We start from the raw sequence: 18,098 nt of genomic DNA, 5'->3' as shown, positions 1-18,098 counted from the left end.
GAAACAGGCTGCCCTGGTCTCGACTCTGTCCTTGCACGTAGCCCATAAGAACAATGCCCTGCAACTTGCGTTGCAGGGCATTGTCTTCAGGCCTTCAGCTTAGCGTCAGAGTATTGACACGGACTGCACGGGTCGCCGTTTTTTTGAGCCAGTCGCAGGATCGGGGCTCAGAGCGAGCGCAAGAAAGCGAGCACCGCTTCGCGATCTGCGGCAGACAGCTTCTCAAAGCGCTGGCGAGCGCGATCGCCCTCGCCGCCGTGCCACAGGATCGCCTCGGTCAGCGTGCGGGCGCGGCCATCGTGCAGGTAGCCGACCTTGGACTCGCCGCCCTGCACCTTGGCTGTGTAGCCAATGCCCCACAGCGCCGGGGTGCGCCAAAGCGCGCCGCCGGCCGTGCCCTCGGCCAGCTTGTCGGCCAGCTCCGGACCCATATCGTGCAGCAGCAGGTCGGTGTAGGGGCGGATGGTCTGCTCGCGCAGTTCGGCGAAGGGGTGGGTCTTGCCGGTCTTGTGCGTCGGCGTGTGGCAGGCCGCGCAGCGCATCGCCTCGAACAGGCGCTGGCCGAGTTGCACGTGGGCTGGGTCGACGCGGTGCTCATCGATCGGCGCCACGCCCTTGGGGAAGCCGCTGGCGAGGCTGCGCTGCGCCGGCACGGCCACCAAGGCCATGTAGCGGGTCAGCGCGGTCAGGTCGGACTCGGCGATGCCGGTCTGACTGGGCGCCGTGTGGCAGCCGGCCGGGTCGGCATGGCATTGGCGGCTGGGGTAGATCGGCGAGGTGACCGACATGTCCTGCAGGAGCGCCGCAGCCACCTGGTGGCGCAAGCTGGCCTTGGAGGCCTTCCAGCCGAAGCGACCCAGGCGCGTCTCGCCTGTCTCGGGGTCGAGCACAAAGTTCGCGCGGCCCATCACGCCGTCCTCGTCCGGCGTCGTGCGCACGCGGGCCAGGATATCGGCCTCGGACACGGCCTCCAACAGGCCGACGCCGATCATCGGCTGCGCGCTACGCAGCGAGTAAAGCTCCGGCACCGGGCCGTCAAAAGCCAGGCGCGGCTTGCGCAGCTCGATGGTCGTGCCGTCGGCCAGCTTGACGCTGCGGCTCTCGAAGCCGGCGATGCGCACGCCATGGCCCCAATCCTGCGGCGCACCGTTGGCCGCGACGGCGTTCATCTGCACCGCGGCGCCATAGCGTGGGTGGGGGCGCTGGCGTCCGTCGGCATCGAGCACGCCGGTACGGATGGACATGGTGTCCAAGCGCTGGTTGAGCTGCGCGGGCGCCGGGCTGCGCCCGTTGTTGGTGTGACACTGCACGCAGGCCGACTGATTGAACTGCGCGCCGACCAGGCCCGCCACGGCGATGTGGCGGTCGTTGCCCGGCTCGGAGTGCTCGCCGGTGACGAAGCTACTGTGAATCAGGCGCCGGCCCTCGACGAAGCGCTGCATGTTCTGCATGCCCACATGGTTGGGCGGCTGCTGGAACATATTGGAGCCGTTGTCCGAGTAGTTGTAGGACACGGAGCCGACGCCGCCGGACAGCGTCTCGGTCGGCAGCGGCACCGAGTTCAGGCGCGGCTGCACGCCGTACCAGGGGGCCAGGCCCTGCCCGACCACGTAGACCCACTCGCCCGAGTAGTAGCGCACGCCACCGTTGTCGCGCTGAGCGTCCAGCGATTCGCGTGTGGTGAACATCGACGGTGCGACTTCGATCACGTCGCCTCGTACCAGCGCGCGGCCGGGCACGTACTTACCGTTCGGCAGGCCGTCGGCGCCGATGCCGTTGTAGCCCGGATAGTTCTTGACCACCAGAGTGCACGCGCCGTTAATGCCGCCCGGGGCGCTCAGCGCGCCGGCGGCCGGGATGGCTTGCGGCTTGCACAGCGCGACATTGCGGTCCTGGAGTTCGCCCGGCGCCATCCAGCCGTAGCCGGTGACGCCGACACGGTCGAAGGCGCGGAAAAAGGCGACGCCGCCAGGAAGGAAGTCGACCTGGCTGTACTGATTGACCACAAGCGAAGGTTTGGCGACGCCGGCCACGCGGCTGTTGTCGATGATCTCCATGCCCCAGGTGCGGTTCTTAAAGTACTGTGGCACGAAAGGCAGGTAGGCCCCGGGACCCTTGTCCACCGGCGCGCCGGTGACGGGGTCAACGGTCTCGTTGGGGCCGTAACCGGCCTCGTTCCATTCCTCGCCGCGCTCGCGGCCATGGCGGCCCATCGCGCGGGCGCCGAAGCGCGTCACCAGGGTGCCATCGGGTAGCGTGAACTGCAGCGTTTCCAGCGGCGCCTGGGCCTGGAAGAGCGGTTGCGGCGTGGCGCCGGCCCTCGGCAACGGATAGGGCGAGGTGGCCAGCAGAGGCAGGCTGTTGTCCGAGCCATGCGAGCGGATCTCGACCTCGAACAGCGAGTAGCCGTACTGGGTCGCGCGTTTGACGCCCTGCAGCTTCAGATGACGGGCGCTGACACCCAGGTTCAGGAACTCCTCGGTGCCGCCCTTGCCGGCCGCGACATGGCGCAGCAGCGCCCAGTCCTGGCCGTTGTCGGAGACCAGTAATTGGTATTCCTTGCCGTAGGCATTTTCCCAGACCAGCTTGAGCGAACCGATGGCCTTCTTGCTGCCCAGGTCGAACTGAATCCAGGCTTGGTCCTCGCTGTTGCTGGCCCAGCGCGAGCTGCGGTTGCCATCGATCGCCTTGGCGGGTGCCAGGTCACCGTTCTCGCTGGCCGAGGCGGTAGCCTCGACCGGCTTGAGCAGCATGCTCGGCTGGCCGGGGTCCGGCGCGGGCACGGGTTCTGGCTCGGCCGGCGGCAGCTCGGGCGATGCACCACCGCTGTAGGCCTGGATCTCGAAGATCGAGTAGCCGTACTGGCCCGCCCGCTGCACGCCCTGCATGCGCAGGTAGCGACCGCGGCCGTTCAAGCCCTCGAAGTTTTCGACGCCGCCGGCGCTGTCGCCGACGCTGCGCAGCGTGGTCCAGCTGCCGCCGTCCTCTGACACCTGCACCTCGTACTTGCGCGCGTGAGCGTTCTCCCACTGGATCTGCACGCGGGTGATGCTCACGACCTGACCGTAGTCCAGGGTCAGGTACTGCGGGTCGGCGAAGGCGCTGCTCCAGCGCGTGCCGACATCGCCGTCGATGGCCTTGTCGGCACCCAGATCGCCACGCTCCATCGAACTGGCAACAGCGGAGACCGGCCGCAGCACCACCTCCGCCTCGGTGCCGGCGGCCATCACGCGTGCGCGCGGTGCGTCGGCTGCGACAGCAGCACTGGACTGGCTGCTGGCGTCGGAGCCTGCGCCGCCTCCACAGGCCGCGAGCATGCCGGCGAGCAGAGGTGAGGCCCAGAGTAGGGCGCATTGCCGCCGCGAGTGGCGGGCGGCGGGGATGGTCGCGGTCGCTGCACTGCGCATGGATTTCCCTCCTGGGCGCTTGTTGTGGCGTCTTGACTCGCGGCCCCCCCTGAATCGGGGGGGGGGGGCGAGATGTACGCATTCTTGCGGCGCAGGGCGGTGACAGGTTGTCGTAGTCGTAAGCGCTGGTGAGTTCTGTGTGCGTCCGGTAAAACACGGTGTCAGGCGATCAGCGGCTGCGGCGTCGGCGACGCAGCCGCTGATCGCCGGGGCCGAGTGCGCACTCGGCCCCGGATAAGCAGGGCTGCCGTCGCCGGCCTGGCTCAGGCTGGCTGCGGGTGCGCCAGCTGCGCATAGGTCCACGCCCGCCGCAGCACGGTGGGCGCGCGTGTCTCCTCCGGGATCAGCAACAGGGAGGCCTTGCGCAAGCGCGTACCAAGCTTGGCCCGGCTGCTGAATACCGTGATCGGCACGGCCAGCAGCAGCGGCAGCGCCATCGGCGCGATCCAAAGTAGGGTGCTCGGCTGCAGCGCGGCCAGCAGCGCGCATAGCCCCAGCACCGCGGTGCCTGGTAGCGCGAAGCTCGCGGCGGCCTCGCGCCAGCTGACATCACTGGCCTCGCGCGGGGGCGATTTCCATTCCAGCTTCAGGCCGGTCAAGGCGCCGATCACGAAGACGGTGTGGGCGGCCATCCGCAGCGGCGCCTGCAGTACCGACATGCCGGCCTCGACCAGCGTGCTGCCAAGCAGCGCGGCCGAGCCGCCGAACTGCGCCTGCTCGCCCTTCAGCAGAACAGCCAGCACGCCCAGCACGCGTGGCATTACCAACATCGCGATCGTGCCGGTCCACAGACCCAGCACGCCGATGCCGAATCCACCCGGCGGCACAAAGCCGTCATTGCCGCCATTCATCCACAGCACCGCACCCAGGCCCACATAGAGCAGCCACAGCGGCGCCGAGGCATAGGCCATCGCGCCGGTCAGCAGCATGGCCCGGTGCACGCTGTGCAGGCCGGGCTCGTTGATCAGGCGGGCATTTTGCAGATTGCCGCCGCACCAGCGGCGGTCGCGCTGCAGCTCGGCCAGCAGATGGGGCGGTTGCTGTTCGTAGCTGCCTTGCAAATCGTGTACCAGCCAGACGTGATAGCCGGCGCGGCGCATCAGCGCGGCCTCGACGAAGTCGTGCGACATCACCGGCTGACCGTTCAGCGGCGCGAGGCCGCAGTGCTTCATGAAGGGCTCGACGCGGATGATGGCGTTGTGGCCCCAATAATGTGCCTCGCCGAGCTGCCAGTACTGCATGCCGGCGGTGAACAAGCGGCCGGTTACGCGGCCGGCGAACTGCTGGGCGCGGGCGTGCAGCGTGTCATGGCCGCAGGCCTGCGGGGCGGCCTGCATGATGCCGGCTTTCGGGTGAGCCTCCATCAGGCGTACCAGGCTCAACAGGCAGTCGCCGCTCATCACACTGTCGGCGTCCAGCACCACCATGTAGCGGTACAGCCGGCCCCAGCGGCGGCAGAAGTCGGCCACATTGCCGGCCTTCTTCTTGGTGCGGCGGGCGCGCCAGCGGTAGTGGATGCGGCCCTGGCCGGCGAAGCGCTCGCGCAGCTGGTTCCAGGCCCGCTGCTCCTCGGCGCGCACGGCTGGGTCACTGCTGTCGGACAGCAGGAAGACGTCGAACAGGCGCAGCGCGCCAGAAGCCGCGAGCGATTCGCAGGTGGCACGCAGGCCGGCGACCACGGTGGTGACGTTTTCGTTGCAGATCGGCATGATCAGTGCGGTCTTCGCGTCGGCCGAGATGGGCTGCAAACCTGTGCCCTGGCGTGACATGGCATGCGGATCACCATGCAAGGTCACCCAGAAGCCCATTACTGCGGTCACACAGCCGGCGCTGACCCACGCGAACAATAGGGCAAACAGACCCATATGCAGCCAGTGCCAGCCGGACTCGGCCAGCGCCGGTTGCGAACGGGCTAGCACCGTGGTCGCCAGTGCGGTGGCCACGAGGACGCTGAACATCAGCGCGCGGCGCCGGCGCTGCGCGGCTTTTTCCCAGGGTGCGGCCAGCGTCACGGGCACATCGGTGGCTGGCTGGGGCTGTCCCCAAGGACGGGGGGCCATCGAGCCGCGCAGCATGGGCGGCGCGGTCTGGCTCAGCGGCAGCAGGCGGCTGTTCATCAGCGGGGGGGAAGGATGGTGCTCCATGTTTCCGTCAGTACGTTGTCATCGTGTTGCAGAAAGCCGCGCAGCTCGGTGGCTTGCGTGGGGCGGAGTTGTTGGACGCGCACGGTCATGCGCCAGGCGCCGGTGACCGGGTTACGGTAGGCGTTGCTCTCCGCGATGCGGCCGTTGGCATCGCTGCTGATCACTGCCTTGACGGCCGCGTCGGGCGGCAGCTTGCTCAGCGATGGGCCCTGGAAATCGACGATGAACTGCTGCTCGTTGGCGGCCAGCTCAGCGAAGCCGCGGCCTGCGCGGCTCTGAGTTGCCCAGGCACCGGGCGGGCGCTGCTGGGCTTCGCCCTGCATATGCAGGCGGTAGCTGAAGTCCAGCGGCTGGCCGGGGGCCGGCGTCTTCTCGGGCACCCAGTAGGCGACCACGTTGTCATTGGTCTCGTCTGGCGTGTTCAGCAGCATCAGCTCGACGCGGCCAGTCCCCCAGTCGCCGATCGGCTCGACCCAGGCGCTAGGCCGCTGCTCGTAGCGGGCCTCGGTGTCCTCGTAGCTGCTGAAGGCACGGTCGCGCTGCATCAGTCCGAATCCGCGCAAGCCCTTCATCGCGAACGAGGTGGTTAGCGTGCCGGCCGGGTTGATCAGCGGGCGCCAGATCCATTCGCCTTCGGCCGTCGCGACCATCAGCCCGTCGGAGTCGTGCACCTCGGGGCGGAAGTCGGTCCGGTGTGGCTGGTTCTCGCCGAACATATACATGCTGGTCAGCGGCGCCAGCGCCAAGGTCGCGACCGGGCCGCGCAGAAACAAACGGCTTCGCACATCCATGACGGTGTTGCCGCCAGGGTGTATCGTGAACTTGTAGGCGCCGCTGGCGCGCGGCGAGTCGAGCAGCGCATAGACCGTCAGCGACGTCGCGTCCGATCTCGGCCGCTCGATCCAGAACTCGGTGAAGCGCGGGAACTCCTCCCCCTTGCCTCCGACCGTGTCGATGGCCAGACCACGTGCTGACAGACCGTAGTGCTGGCCTGCACCGAGTGCGCGCAGATAGCTGGCGCCCAGGAAGACCACCAGCTCGTCCTTGTACTGCGGATTGTTCAGCGCGTAGTGGGCGCGAAAGCCGGCAAAGCCCAGATCGCCCCAACCCTGGAACGAGAGCTTGTTCTTGCCGTAGTCAAAGTCCTCGCGCTTGAAGTTGACTCGGCGAGCACCCTGGGGTGTGACTTCATTGATCCGCACCGGCTGCGTTTGGAACTTGCCCAGATGGAAGAAGGCCAGCTCGAAGGGCAGCTTCTCGCCGCGCCACAGCGCGCGGTCGGGCTTGAAACGGATATCGCGGATCTGGTCGTAGCTGAGTGTCCTCAGCTCCCTGGGCAGCGTGTCGGCCGGCGCCTGGTATGGCTTGAGCGCCTGCTGTTTCGCTTGGGCCGCGACGTCCTCGAAGTCGAAAGCCTGGGCCGAACCCAGGGTCAGCAAGGCCGACAGGCTCAGTGCGCGACGAAGGGAAAATGAAATTCGCATACGGGTCTATTTGCAAGACCCGTACCAAGAAAAAACCCTTTTAAATCAACAACTTAGTTTTTCTTGCCCACAATTGGGTGGCTGATGTGTCGCCGGGTGGCGACAAGCTCCGGGAGCTGTTTTCTAAGTGGTTGATTCACAAGGGATAACAGCTGTCGCTATTCAGCGACCGGGCCATCCGTGCGGAACAGGCCGGGTGTCAGCCCATGCTTTTGCAGCAGGCGGTAGAACTCGGTGCGGTTGCGGTCGGCCAGGCGGGCGGCATCGGCCACGTTGCCGTCGGTGAGCTTCAGCAGGCCGACCAGGTACTCATGCTCGAAGCGCTGGCGTGCCTGGGCATAGTTCAACACCTCCATACTGGGCACGCGCAAGGCCCGCTGCACCAGCGACAATGGGATCAGCGGCGTTGTGGCCAGGGCGCTGACCTGCTCGACGACGTTGTGCAGCTGGCGCACATTGCCAGGCCAGGCGGCGGTGCTGAGCGCCTTCAGCGCCTCGGGCGCGAAGCCGTTCAAGCGCTTGTCGTATTTGTCAGCCAGCTTGCTCAGAAAGTGCTGGGCTAGCAGCGGAATGTCCTCGCGCCGCTCGGCCAGGGTCGGCAGCCCCAGCGTGACGACGTTGAGCCGGTAGTACAGATCCTCGCGGAACTGACCCTCGGCCATCGCCGCGTCCAGGTCGCGGTGCGTGGCAGACAGAATGCGCACATCAACCGGGATTGCCTCACTGGCGCCGACCGGCCGTACCAGCCGCTCCTGCAGCACGCGCAACAGCTTCACCTGTAGCGGTAGCGGCATGTCGCCGATCTCGTCGAGGAAAAGCGTGCCGCCATGGGCCGTCTGGAACAGGCCGCGGTGATTCGCCACCGCGCCGGTGAAGGCTCCCTTGACGTGGCCGAACAGCTCAGACTCTAGCAACGGCTCAGGGATCGCTCCGCAATTGACCGCGACAAAGGGGCGTGCACTGCGCGGGCTGGCGTTGTGGATGGCGCGGGCCAGCAGCTCCTTGCCGCTGCCGCTTTCGCCGCGTATCAAGATGCTGGCCTGCGACGCCGCCACCAGCTTAGCCTCGGACAGCAGCTCGGCCATTACATTGGAGCGGCTGACGATGGGGGCCCGCCAGGCGGCGCTATCCTGCTCGGGCGCGTTGACCTCGGGCGCGGCCAGCGCCAGCGCCTGGGCGATGGTGTCCAGCAGCGCCCTTCCGTCGAAGGGTTTGGTCAGATAGGTGTAGACGCCGCGCGCGGTGGCCTCGACCGCGTCGGGGATGGTGCCGTGGGCCGTCAGCAGTATTACCGGCAGCGCCGGATGGCGTTCGCGGATCGCGTCGAACAGGGCCAGGCCGTCCTTGCCCGGTAGCTGCACATCGCTGAGCACCAGATGCGGGCGTTGCACCGCGATCTGGGCCAGTGCGGCCTCGGCGCTGCCCACCGCCGTGACCTGGTAGCCGGCGGCGCTCAATCGCATCGACAGCAGCTTCAAGAGGTCGGCGTCATCATCGACGAGTAGCAGGCGGGCGCCGTGATTCATGGCTTGGTGGCCGCCGGCCTTGTGTTGAGGCTGCGTTCGATGGCCTTGAGCGCTTCGAGCTTTTCGTTGAGCTGGTCGAGCCGGCGCTGGTTGTCGCGCTGGCTGTCGCGGGCCTGCTGGTTGAGCTTGTCGATGTGCTCTTCGAGCCGGCGCTGCTCGGCTAGGCGGCCCTGCAGCAGCCTCACCAGCGATAGCCAGGCCTGGGCCTCCAATGTAGTGTCGCGTTGTACCTGGTCGAGCAGAGCTTGCGCGCGCGCCAGATCGCCATTGCTGCGATGCAGGGTCAAGGCCAGAGCTAACTGGGTCGCAGCGGCCGGTGTGAGCTTGCCGTCATCCCGGGGCGCGACTTCATGAGCCAGCTCCGCCGGGCTCAGCTTCATCAGGCGCTCGTGATGGCTCAGCAGTTGCCGAGCGGCCGCGTCGGCGGGCAAGACCTCGGGTGTCGGCACCGGCACCTCGATGCGCACCTCTCGGATCTCTGGCTTCGGCTGGGCGCAAGCGCTCAGCAGCAGGCTCACGGCGAGGGCGGACAGGAGTCGGATGTCAGGGACTGGCATGCGGTAGCGTGATTCTGAAATGGGCGCCAGGCTCGGTGGGCAGCAGCGTGATCTGCCCGCCATGGGCGCCAATGTATTCCTGCACGATGGAAAGACCCACCCCGCTGCCACGCAAGGCATCGTCGGGCTGGCGCTCTCCACGGTAGAAGGGCTCAAACACCCGGGCACGGTCAGCGGGGGCCACGCCCGGGCCCTGGTCGGTAATGTCGATGCAGACCTGGCCGGCTTGTTGCGACAAATGGAAACGAATGCCCCGACCCGGCGGGCTGAAGCGAATCGCATTGGACAGCAGATTGCCCAGGGCCGTGCCCAGCTTGTCCGGGTCCACCTCGGCCTCCAGCGGACCGCCGTCGATCTCAATGAGCAATTGCCGTGCCTGCCATTGCAGGCGCTGGGCTTCGACCAGGGCCTGGATCAGAGCGCCGAGCTCGGTGCGGCGGCGTTGCAGTCGGCCAGCCTCGAAGGCCGCGGCGTTAAAGCGCAGCAAGGCCTCGATCTGCTGCTGCAAGGTGGCTGTGTTGTCGCGCAGGATGCGGGCGACTTCACGCTGGTCCGGGCTCAGGCTGCCGGTGACGCCGTCTTCCAGCAGCGACACGCCTTCGCGCAGCGCCGCCAGCGGCGTCTTCAACTCGTGCGAGATATGGCGCAGAAAGCGTGCCTTGTCGGCATCCAGTTCGCCCAGTCGCAGGCGCAGCCAATCCAGGCGCTGGCCCAGCGAGCGCAAGTCGCTCGGTCCCTGGATGCTGATGGCCTCGCTGAGCCGGTTCTCGCCGAGGCCGACGATAGCCTGCTCCAGTCGGCGCAAAGGCCGGGTCAGCCAGAAGCCGAAGGTCAGCGACAGCAGCGCTGCCAGTGCGATTGCTCCCAGCACTTGCTGGCCCAGCCGGACGCGGCCCTGCTCCAACTGCTCCTGCAGGCTGCGGTTGCGCGCTTCGGTGTGCCGGCGCACCTGCTCGGCGATTGCTACGGTCTGCGCTTCAAGTTCGCGAAACTGCGTCGTCAGATCCTGCTCACGCTTGCGGCTGCGCCAGGCGACATCGAGCTGGCGGCGGATCAAATCGAGCTGGGCCCGCCAGGCCTGGGCCTGTTCGGGAATTAGCCGCTGGCCCTGCAGGGCTTGCAGCACGGTTTCGGCATCGCTGGCCGCCTCGTTGAAACGCCGGCGCAGCAGCGGATCTTCCAGCACCAGGAACTGGCGGGCGGCCCGCTCCATCGCGACGCTGCGCTCGCCCAGCTGCTGCACGGCACTGCTCAGCTGTACCGCACGTTCGGCGGCGCTGCGGCTTTGCACGGTCAGCCGCTCCAAGGTGAACAGGCCGCCCAGTGAAGCGGCGGCCAGCAGGCCGGCGATCAGCAGAAAGCCCAGCAGCAGCAGTTGCCGGAAGGAGGCGCGATACAGGCGGTGGGACATGCGGCGGTGCCGCCCAGCTCAGGCTTCGGCCAGCAGCTGTTCTACCAACTTGTGCAGGGCGGCGAAATCGGGCGCGCCAACATAACGCTTGACGATCTCGCCGCGCTTGTTGATCAGCAAGGTGGTGGGCGTGAGCTGTACGCGGCCGAACTGCTTGGCGATCTCGCCGGTGTTGTCTATTGCGACGCCGAAAGGCAGCTGGCGGCTCTGCGCGAAGTTGGCGACGAAGGCCGGCGGGTCGTAGCTCATTGCGACGGCCAGCGTATCGAAGCCGCGTGTCTTGAACTTCTGGTGCGTCGCGACGATCTCGGGCATCTCGGCCACGCAGGTGGTGCAGCTGGTGGCCCAGAAATTCACCAGCATCACCTTGCCCTGCCACTGACTGGTCTCGACCTTGGCGCCGTCCAGCAGCACGTAGCTGAGCGCCGGCGCGGTCTCGCGCTGCAGCAGGCTCTGGTAGGCCAGCAAACCACCACCGGCCAGGGCGGCCAGCAGCACAGCAGGGGCGAGGAATCGAGGCAGCTTCATGCGCCGCAGTTTAGTGCAGCGCCGCTGCGGGCGCCGTCAGAGGGTCTTGGACAATTCGAACAGGAGCACCGAGGGTAGCGCATCGGCCAGGTGCTGGCGCGAGATGCGGGCCATGCCGTCGGCGGTGGCGGTGGAGAGCTGAGTCAGGTGCTCGCCGTCCAGCACTTCGATGAAGCTGAACTGAGGCACCTCGCGCAGCAGCTCGGCGCGCAGCTGATCAAAGGCCGCGCCGCGCAGGCCGCTTTCGAAGACCAGGCCATGGGGCAGGCCCTCAAGGCAGAATTGCGTGGCCTCGTCGATGCTGTTGACCAGGTCAACGATTAGGCCCATATGCCGGACCGCGTCCTGCAGCTGGGCGCGCAGCTCGCGTCGCGGCGAGACGATCAGCAGATGGCAGCCAGCCAGCGGCTTAGAGTTGAGCGAGGGTTGTTGCGCGTCTGCGCCGCGCGCCGGCTCGACCAGCGGTTCCAACACCACAGTGCCGGGCTCGTCGCCGACCGTTTGGGGGAACTCCAGCGTCAGCACTGTAATGCCGCTGGCGTCCTCGCGCAGCGGCAGCACGCCCAGGGTCAGCGCGGTCTGCTCGACCAGGCGCCAGGCCAGCGAGTTCAGCACCGGCGGCAGCTCGGCGTTGCGCTGCTCGTCGAGCAGGTCGAGCGAACGATGGGCAAAGCGACAGACCAGGCGGGCCTTGGCCGGCCAGGGTGTTAGGTCGAGTTTGAGGTCGATCGACGAATGCGTGCTGGCCAGTGCCCAGTCCATCAAGGCATTGAGCAGCGCGAACATCAGCGAGCCGTCTGCCATCACCTCGACCGGCTTGAGCACCTGGCGCACCTGTATGCCGCGTGTCTGGGTCTCTCGGCTGCGATGGGCCAGCACGCTGCGCAGCAGCGGGGCCAGTTGCAGGCGCTCACGAGACAGCCGCAGCCGCCCCGAGGCCAGCCGGGCCAGTTGCTGTCCCATCATGCCGGCCTCGCGGGCCTGGGCCACGCTCTCGCGCAGCGAGCGCAGGCCCTGGCGATCGATCTGGCCGGTGGCCACCAGGTTTTGGATGCGCTCCAGCGCGGCGCTCAGTGGCCCGGCGATCTCCGCGCCCAGTTGCTGCACGATCTCGGCCCACTGCGCATGGCTGGGCCCCTGCGCCGCGTCATTGGCGGCGCCCGGAGCAGGCGGGGCGGGCGTGTGGCTGGGCATGAGGGCGGGTGAAGGCGAGTACTGCGGAGTCGCGTTGGTTCAGGGCCCGGACGGCGGCCGGGAGCGGTCGCCATGGTCCGGGGGCACCGCAGCAGCGTCCATCCCCCGTCTCGGGGGAAACGCGGATAGCTGGCGCAGGTTGGCAGTTGTTTGGCGACGATTCGAGACTTTTCTCACGTTGACGGGGTCGGTTTCAGCCGAGGACGCCCGCGCCCCGCAGCGCAGAGATCCGGCGCTCATCCAGCCCAGCCTCGGCCAGGATGTCCAGGCTGTGCTCTCCCAGCAGCGGCGGCGGCCGGCGATAGCTGATCGGAGTGGCCGACAGGCGCATCGGGCTGGCCACCAGGCGCAGCTGTTCACTGAGCGGATGAGCCATGGCAACCGTCATCTCGCGAGCCTGGGCCTGCGGGTCGGCAAATGCTTCGGCCAGGTTGTTGATTGCGCCGCAAGGCACTTTTGCGGCCTCCAGCGCGGCCAGCCAGCTGTTGCGGGCGCGCTTCTTAATGAGGGCGGCGATCTCGGGCACCAGTAGCTCGCGGTTGCGAACCCGATCCGCATTTTTTGCGAATCGCGCATCGCTCGCCCAGTCTGGACGGCCGGCGATCTCCGCGAACTTGGCGAACTGGCTGTCGTTACCGACGGCCAGGATCAGATGGCCGTCGCTGGCCTCGAAGGCCTGGTAGGGCACGATGTTCTGATGCGCATTGCCCATACGGCCTGGGGGCTGGCCGGTGCACAGATAGTTGGAGCCCAGATTAGCCAGCATGGCCAGCTGAGTGTCCAGCAGGGCCATGTCGATGACCTGGCCCTCTCCGGTGGCATCGCGATGGCGCAGCGCGGCCAGGATGGCTACCGTCGCATACAGGCCGGTGAACAGGTCGGCCACAGCGACGCCCACCTTCTGCGGCCCGCCGCCAGGTAGATCGTCGCGTTCGCCGGTCACGCTCATCAGCCCGCCCAAGCCCTGCACCGCATAGTCATAGCCGGCGCGGTCCTTGTAGGGGCCGGTCTGACCGAAGCCGGTGATCGAGCAGAACACCAGGCGCGGGTAGAGGGCGCGCAGGCTGGCCGCGTCCAGGCCGTAACGAGTCAGATCCCCGACCTTGAAGTTCTCCACCACCACGTCCACGCCGCCGGCCAGCTCACGTATCAAGGCTTGGCCCTCGGGGTGGGCGATGTCTATTGTGATCGAGCGCTTATTGCGGTTGGCGCCCAGGTAGTAGGCGGCCTCGCTGCTGTCCTTGCCATCGTGGCCCTTCAGATAGGGCGGGCCCCAGGCGCGTGTGTCGTCGCCGCTGCCGGGGCGTTCGACCTTGATCACGTCGGCGCCCAGGTCGGCCAGGGTCTGGGTGCACCAGGGCCCGGCCAGCACGCGAGACAGATCGAGCACGCGGACGCCATTCAGCGCGCCTGGAGGGAGTGAGGTGGTGGCTTGCATGCGCACATTGTGCGGCAGCACCTCTGGATAATGGGGCGATGAGAATCGTCCCGGCCTTATTTGCCCTGGTTGCCATTGTGAGCGCCTGCAGCCCGAGCCTGGACTGGCGCGAGGTACGGCCAGACGGCGCCGGCGTGCTGGCCTTGTTCCCCTGTAAGCCTGATATCGAACAGCGCGAGCCAGTCCGCATGGGCCTGGCCGTGTGCAAGGCGGCGGGGGCGAATTTCTCGCTGACCTGGGTCCGGCTCGACGATCCTGCCCAGGTCGCTCCGGCGCTGCAAGAGATGCGCGTGTCGCTGGCCGCACGGCTGCAGGCCCGTGCGGCGCCGGCCCAGGCGGTGCAGGTCAAGGGCATGACGCCCAATCCGCAGGCCTTGCAGCAGGGGCTGCAAGCCGAGCGGCAGCAGGCGCGGATTGCGGTGTTTGCGCGCGGTATGTGGGTCTATCAGGCGGTCATGCTGGCGGCCAAGCCAGACGAGGCGGCATGGGAGACATTTCTGACGGGCTTAAGGCTCGACATCTAGGCCTGCTCGGAGCCGTGCCAGCGAAGCCCTGATAATGGAGTTATGTCCGGCCTCCTGCTGATTGCCCATTCCCCTCTGGCTTCCGCCCTCAAGGCGGTGGCTGAGCACACCTTCCCCAACTGCGCGCCCCAACTCGCGGTGCTGGATGTGACGCCGGAGATGTCGGTTGAGACGGTGGAGGCCCAGGCGCGCGCGCTCCTGGCTGCGGCCGGACATGAGGACTCGCTGGTGCTGACCGATGTGTTCGGCGCCACGCCCTGCAATGCGGCCCAGCGGCTGCTGGATGTGCAGGGCCATGTGCGTGTGATCGCTGGCGTCAATGTTCCGATGCTGTGGCGGTCGCTTTGCTATGCGGCCGAGCCGATCGACGCCTTGGTCGAGCGCGCCAGCGAGGGCGGATCCAAGGGCATTGTGCTGGGCCATGCGCCCGAACCCATCAACGACAAGACTAGCTAGTGCCGATGCTCAAATCGACCCTCACCATCAGCAACAAACTGGGCTTGCATGCCCGCGCCTCGGCCAAGCTGACCAAACTGGCAGGCGGCTTCCAATGTGAAGTGTTTATGAGCCGCAATGGCCGCCGCGTCAACGCCAAGAGCATCATGGGTGTCATGATGCTGGCGGCAGGTATGGGGTCGCAGGTCGAGTTGGAGGTCGAAGGCCCCGACGAGCAGGCGGCCCAGGATGCGATCACCGCGCTGGTGAACGACAAGTTCGGCGAAGGGCAGTGAGGCCCTCCAACTCGGCCCAGATCAGCCGAGAAAATGTCGGCGATAGCGCGCCGGCAGGTCGGCAATGCGCATCATCATCGGCAGGTCGGCGGTGTTGAAGTCCGGATCCCAGGCCGGTGCGCCGAGGATGCGGGCGCCACAACGCAGGTAGCCCTTGATCAGTGGCGGCGCGTCGGCCACCGTTTCACTGCGATGCAGCTCGTCGACCGGCAAGGGCAGACGCGGCCGCACCTGCCACTCGATGCCGGCCAGGTGGCTTTGCTCCAGCTGCTTCCACAGCGCTGCAGCATAGTGGCCGCCATCGCGCATGCTGACGCTGGCGCAGCCTATCATCGTGTCCAGTTCATTGCGGACCATGAACTCTGCCAAAGCGCCCCACAGCGCCATGATGGCGCCACCGGAACGATGCTCGGGATGCACACAGGAACGGCCCAGTTCCACCATACGCGAGCGCAGTCCGCGCAAACGGGTCAAGTCGAACTCGGTCTCACTGTAGAGCCCGCCGGCGCGCTTGGCCGCCGCCGGGGTCAGCACCCGGTAGGTTCCGATGACCGGGCCGGGGTGGCCGTCGGCTTCGACTGTGCGCACCAGCAGGTGTTCGCAGAAGGGGTCGAACATGTCGATGTCGTGGCCGGCCGGCGCGCCCTTGGGTAGGTTCAGCCGGGCCCCCATCTCATCAACGAAGATCTGGTACCTCAGGCGCTGTGCTTCTCGGACTTCGTCTTCCGTACGCGCCCAGGCCACGTCCAGGCGAGCCCGTGCAGGAGCTTGAGGCTCCAGTGGAAGTGACCTCCGTTCCGCCAGGGGCGGGCGCAGATCCGAGAAGGGCAGGGTGGGCAGCGGAAGATCCCTCATGGATGGCCTCGTCGTTGGTTGACGGGCTGATGCTCGGGCCTGGCGGTGACGCGCCGGTGACGATCGAATGACGAATCCGTGACCGGCTTCCTCGCTGCTACAGTCGACGCATGAGCTTTCAGGTCTTCGGCATTCCTGTCTCACGCGGTGTGGCGATCGGCCGCGCCGTGCTGGTGGCATCCAGCCGCGTCGATGTGGCGCATTACTTCATCGACGCGGCCAGCGTCGAGACCGAGATCCAGCGCTGCATGCGCGCGCGCGACGAAGTCGCGCAGGAGCTCGAGACGCTCAAGCGCGATCTGCCCGACGATGCACCGCATGAGCTGGCGGCCTTGCTCGACGTGCATCTGATGCTGATGCACGATGAAGCACTGACCGGTGCCACCAAGCAATGGATCATCGAACGGCACTACAACGCCGAGTGGGCGCTGTCGGCCCAGCTCGAGGTGTTGGCGCGCCAGTTCGATGAGATGGAGGATGACTATCTGCGCGAGCGCAAGGCCGATCTTGAGCAGGTGGTCGAGCGCATCCTGGGCGTGCTGGCGCGCCAGCATGGCAAGGCGGGCGGCGCAGCCAGTGTCGTGCAGCGCGATTTTGCCGGCGAAGACCCGCTGCTGCTGGTGGCGGCCGATATCGCGCCGGCCGACATGATGCAGTTCAAGCGCAGCGTGTTCCATGGCTTCATCACCGATATCGGTGGGAAGACCTCGCACACCGCCATCGTGGCCCGCAGCATGGACATCCCGGCGGTGGTCGGCACACGTGAAGCCTCGCGGCTGATTCGCCAGGACGATTGGGTGATCATCGACGGCGATGCCGGGGCGGTCATCGTCGATCCCTCACCCATCGTGCTGGAGGAGTACCGTTTCCGGCAGCGCCAGAGCGAGTTGGAGCGCGCGCGGCTGGCGCGCCTGCGACACACGCCGGCCGTGACCCTGGACGGCGAGCGTGTAGAGCTACAAGCCAATATCGAGTTGCCGGCCGATGCACCGGCGGCCGTCGAGGCGGGCGCCACCGGCGTTGGGCTGTTCCGCAGCGAGTTTCTGTTCATGAATAGAGAGGGCGAACTGCCCGGCGAGGATGAGCAGTTCGAGGCCTATCGCGCGGCGGTTGAGGCGATGCGAGGCATGCCGGTGACGATTCGCACGGTCGATATTGGGGCCGACAAGCCGCTGGATCGCATGTCGAACAGCGAACTGCGCCATGAGCATGTGCTGAATCCGGCAATGGGTTTGCGGGCGATCCGCTGGAGTTTGGCTGAGCCGAGCATGTTTCGGCAGCAACTGCGCGCCATCTATCGCGCCAGCGCTTTCGGCAAGCTGCGCTTGCTGATTCCGATGGTTGCACACCTCGGCGAAATTCGTCAGGTGCTTGAAGCCGTCAAACGGGTGCAGCAGCAGTTGACTGACGCGGGTCAGGCGTTCACGCGAGTCGATATCGGCGTGATGATCGAGATACCAGCCGCTGCCGTCATGCTGCCGCTGCTGCTGCGCCATGTGGATTTCGTGTCCATCGGCACCAACGACCTGATCCAGTACACGCTTGCCATCGACCGAGCGGATGAGGCTGTGGCCCATCTCTACGACCCCTGGCATCCTGCAGTGCTGCAACTGATCTCGACCTCGATCGTGCAGGCGACAGCGGCCGGTAAGTCAGTCAGTGTCTGTGGTGAGATGGCAGGTGACGCTGCCTTCACCGATCTGCTGCTGGCGATGGGCTTGCGCAATTTTTCGATGCATCCCTCTCAGATTCCCTCGGTCAAGCAACGCATTCTCAGAGCCGACGCGGCGCGCCTGGCCGCTGCGCTACCCGAAGTGCTCAGCAGCGAAGACCCGCAGCGCGCTGCAGATCTCGCCTTCACGGCGAGCAAGCAGTCTCACCTGATGCAGTAGCGGACCCTTGTCGGTGCTTGCCTCACAAGAAATTGCCGCCGAAGACTTGCAAGCCTGAAAAAACCTGTGCTACAGTCGAGGGCTTCGCTGCTAGGAAGTTTGTTTGAGACGAAAGTCTGAAGCAAGGCGGGTGGGCGGTGAAGGAAGCAAGATTGCTGAAAACAAAATGTTTGAAAGCACTTGACGAGTTGGAAGAAAACAAGTCATAATCTCGCTTCTGTGCTGATCACTGATTAGCGCCAGACGATGAGTTGATTACCCAGGTGGTGATTGATGAGTGGTTTGAAGTTCTTTAATAATTCACAGCCGATAAGCGTGGGCGTTTGAAGGTGAGTTTTGATGCTCGGTGACGAGTATCAAGTCTCTTAGACTTTAAACGCTCACGGAAAATAGATTTGAACTATGCA

14 protein-coding genes are annotated in these 18,098 nt (G+C 66.4%); 4 read left to right on the top strand and 10 right to left on the bottom strand.

The window, feature by feature from the left end; genetic code table 11:
• Positions 1-167: 167 nt before the first annotated feature.
• The 9 genes from OOZ63_RS28445 to OOZ63_RS28405 form a co-directional block, all read right to left on the bottom strand.
• A complete protein-coding gene (locus tag OOZ63_RS28445) occupies positions 168-3,407 on the bottom strand; it encodes a di-heme oxidoredictase family protein (RefSeq protein WP_266009194.1) in 3,240 nt (1,079 codons plus the stop codon).
• A gap of 263 nt (positions 3,408-3,670) precedes the next feature.
• A complete protein-coding gene (mdoH, locus tag OOZ63_RS28440; protein WP_266009192.1) occupies positions 3,671-5,524 on the bottom strand; it encodes a glucans biosynthesis glucosyltransferase MdoH in 1,854 nt (617 codons plus the stop codon).
• Entirely contained in the window at positions 5,524-7,035 is a 1,512-nt protein-coding gene (locus OOZ63_RS28435) for a glucan biosynthesis protein G (protein WP_266009190.1), read from the bottom strand. Before OOZ63_RS28435 ends, mdoH begins: the two co-directional genes overlap by 1 nt.
• 158 nt (positions 7,036-7,193) lie before the next feature.
• A complete protein-coding gene (locus OOZ63_RS28430; RefSeq protein ID WP_266009188.1) occupies positions 7,194-8,561 on the bottom strand; it encodes a sigma 54-interacting transcriptional regulator in 1,368 nt (455 codons plus the stop codon).
• Positions 8,558-9,118: a hypothetical protein gene (locus OOZ63_RS28425; RefSeq protein ID WP_266009187.1), complete on the bottom strand. Its 561-nt coding sequence runs from the start codon at positions 9,116-9,118 to the stop codon at positions 8,558-8,560. Before OOZ63_RS28425 ends, OOZ63_RS28430 begins: the two co-directional genes overlap by 4 nt.
• On the bottom strand, positions 9,105-10,529 hold the full coding sequence (locus OOZ63_RS28420; protein ID WP_266009186.1) for an ATP-binding protein: 1,425 nt from the start codon (positions 10,527-10,529) through the stop codon (positions 9,105-9,107). The genes OOZ63_RS28425 and OOZ63_RS28420 overlap by 14 nt, the downstream gene beginning before the upstream one ends.
• Before the next feature lie 18 nt (positions 10,530-10,547).
• Positions 10,548-11,057 carry a TlpA disulfide reductase family protein gene (locus OOZ63_RS28415; protein WP_266009185.1) on the bottom strand — a complete coding sequence of 170 codons (510 nt, stop codon included), beginning with the start codon at positions 11,055-11,057 and terminating at the stop codon, positions 10,548-10,550.
• 36 nt (positions 11,058-11,093) lie between these two features.
• Entirely contained in the window at positions 11,094-12,251 is a 1,158-nt protein-coding gene (locus tag OOZ63_RS28410; RefSeq protein ID WP_266009184.1) for a hypothetical protein, read from the bottom strand.
• Between the two features lie 193 nt (positions 12,252-12,444).
• On the bottom strand, positions 12,445-13,689 hold the full coding sequence (locus tag OOZ63_RS28405; RefSeq protein WP_266009183.1) for a CaiB/BaiF CoA transferase family protein: 1,245 nt from the start codon (positions 13,687-13,689) through the stop codon (positions 12,445-12,447).
• 38 nt (positions 13,690-13,727) lie between these two features.
• Between OOZ63_RS28405 and OOZ63_RS28400 the strand changes: the two genes are divergently transcribed.
• The 3 genes from OOZ63_RS28400 to OOZ63_RS28390 are packed head-to-tail and all read left to right on the top strand — an operon-like array spanning position 13,728 to position 14,944.
• Positions 13,728-14,213: a hypothetical protein gene (locus OOZ63_RS28400; protein WP_266009182.1), complete on the top strand. Its 486-nt coding sequence runs from the start codon at positions 13,728-13,730 to the stop codon at positions 14,211-14,213.
• Positions 14,214-14,255: 42 nt separating this feature from the next.
• Positions 14,256-14,669 (top strand): PTS sugar transporter subunit IIA, encoded by a 414-nt coding sequence (locus OOZ63_RS28395; protein ID WP_266009181.1) that lies wholly within the window; start codon positions 14,256-14,258, stop codon positions 14,667-14,669.
• A gap of 5 nt (positions 14,670-14,674) precedes the next feature.
• Positions 14,675-14,944, top strand: a complete 270-nt coding sequence (locus tag OOZ63_RS28390) for an HPr family phosphocarrier protein (RefSeq protein ID WP_266009180.1) — start codon at positions 14,675-14,677, stop codon at positions 14,942-14,944.
• Between the two features lie 21 nt (positions 14,945-14,965).
• Here the strand turns inward: OOZ63_RS28390 and OOZ63_RS28385 are convergent, their stop codons facing one another.
• Positions 14,966-15,799: a GNAT family N-acetyltransferase gene (locus OOZ63_RS28385; RefSeq protein WP_266009179.1), complete on the bottom strand. Its 834-nt coding sequence runs from the start codon at positions 15,797-15,799 to the stop codon at positions 14,966-14,968.
• A gap of 110 nt (positions 15,800-15,909) precedes the next feature.
• Between OOZ63_RS28385 and ptsP the strand changes: the two genes are divergently transcribed.
• Positions 15,910-17,691, top strand: coding sequence for a phosphoenolpyruvate--protein phosphotransferase (gene ptsP / locus OOZ63_RS28380; protein WP_266009178.1), 1,782 nt, complete (start codon positions 15,910-15,912; stop codon positions 17,689-17,691).
• Positions 17,692-18,098: the final 407 nt, after the last annotated feature.

The organism is Paucibacter sp. PLA-PC-4 (assembly GCF_026241155.1).
Classification (GTDB): Bacteria; Pseudomonadota; Gammaproteobacteria; order Burkholderiales; family Burkholderiaceae_C; genus Roseateles_E.
Note: the sequence above shows the minus strand (reverse complement) of the source record. Positions and strands in the feature narration are given on the sequence as shown.

Coding starts and splice junctions, on each gene's coding strand:
- OOZ63_RS28425 (WP_266009187.1), bottom strand. CDS start 9,118: ATGCCAGTCCCTGACATCCGACTCCTGTCCGCCCTCGCCGTGAGCCTG.
- OOZ63_RS28445 (WP_266009194.1), bottom strand. CDS start 3,407: ATGCGCAGTGCAGCGACCGCGACCATCCCCGCCGCCCGCCACTCGCGG.
- OOZ63_RS28400 (WP_266009182.1), top strand. CDS start 13,728: ATGAGAATCGTCCCGGCCTTATTTGCCCTGGTTGCCATTGTGAGCGCC.
- OOZ63_RS28385 (WP_266009179.1), bottom strand. CDS start 15,799: ATGAGGGATCTTCCGCTGCCCACCCTGCCCTTCTCGGATCTGCGCCCG.
- mdoH (WP_266009192.1), bottom strand. CDS start 5,524: ATGAACAGCCGCCTGCTGCCGCTGAGCCAGACCGCGCCGCCCATGCTG.
- OOZ63_RS28420 (WP_266009186.1), bottom strand. CDS start 10,529: ATGTCCCACCGCCTGTATCGCGCCTCCTTCCGGCAACTGCTGCTGCTG.
- OOZ63_RS28430 (WP_266009188.1), bottom strand. CDS start 8,561: ATGAATCACGGCGCCCGCCTGCTACTCGTCGATGATGACGCCGACCTC.
- OOZ63_RS28390 (WP_266009180.1), top strand. CDS start 14,675: ATGCTCAAATCGACCCTCACCATCAGCAACAAACTGGGCTTGCATGCC.
- ptsP (WP_266009178.1), top strand. CDS start 15,910: ATGAGCTTTCAGGTCTTCGGCATTCCTGTCTCACGCGGTGTGGCGATC.
- OOZ63_RS28405 (WP_266009183.1), bottom strand. CDS start 13,689: ATGCAAGCCACCACCTCACTCCCTCCAGGCGCGCTGAATGGCGTCCGC.
- OOZ63_RS28395 (WP_266009181.1), top strand. CDS start 14,256: ATGTCCGGCCTCCTGCTGATTGCCCATTCCCCTCTGGCTTCCGCCCTC.
- OOZ63_RS28415 (WP_266009185.1), bottom strand. CDS start 11,057: ATGAAGCTGCCTCGATTCCTCGCCCCTGCTGTGCTGCTGGCCGCCCTG.
- OOZ63_RS28410 (WP_266009184.1), bottom strand. CDS start 12,251: ATGCCCAGCCACACGCCCGCCCCGCCTGCTCCGGGCGCCGCCAATGAC.
- OOZ63_RS28435 (WP_266009190.1), bottom strand. CDS start 7,035: ATGCGAATTTCATTTTCCCTTCGTCGCGCACTGAGCCTGTCGGCCTTG.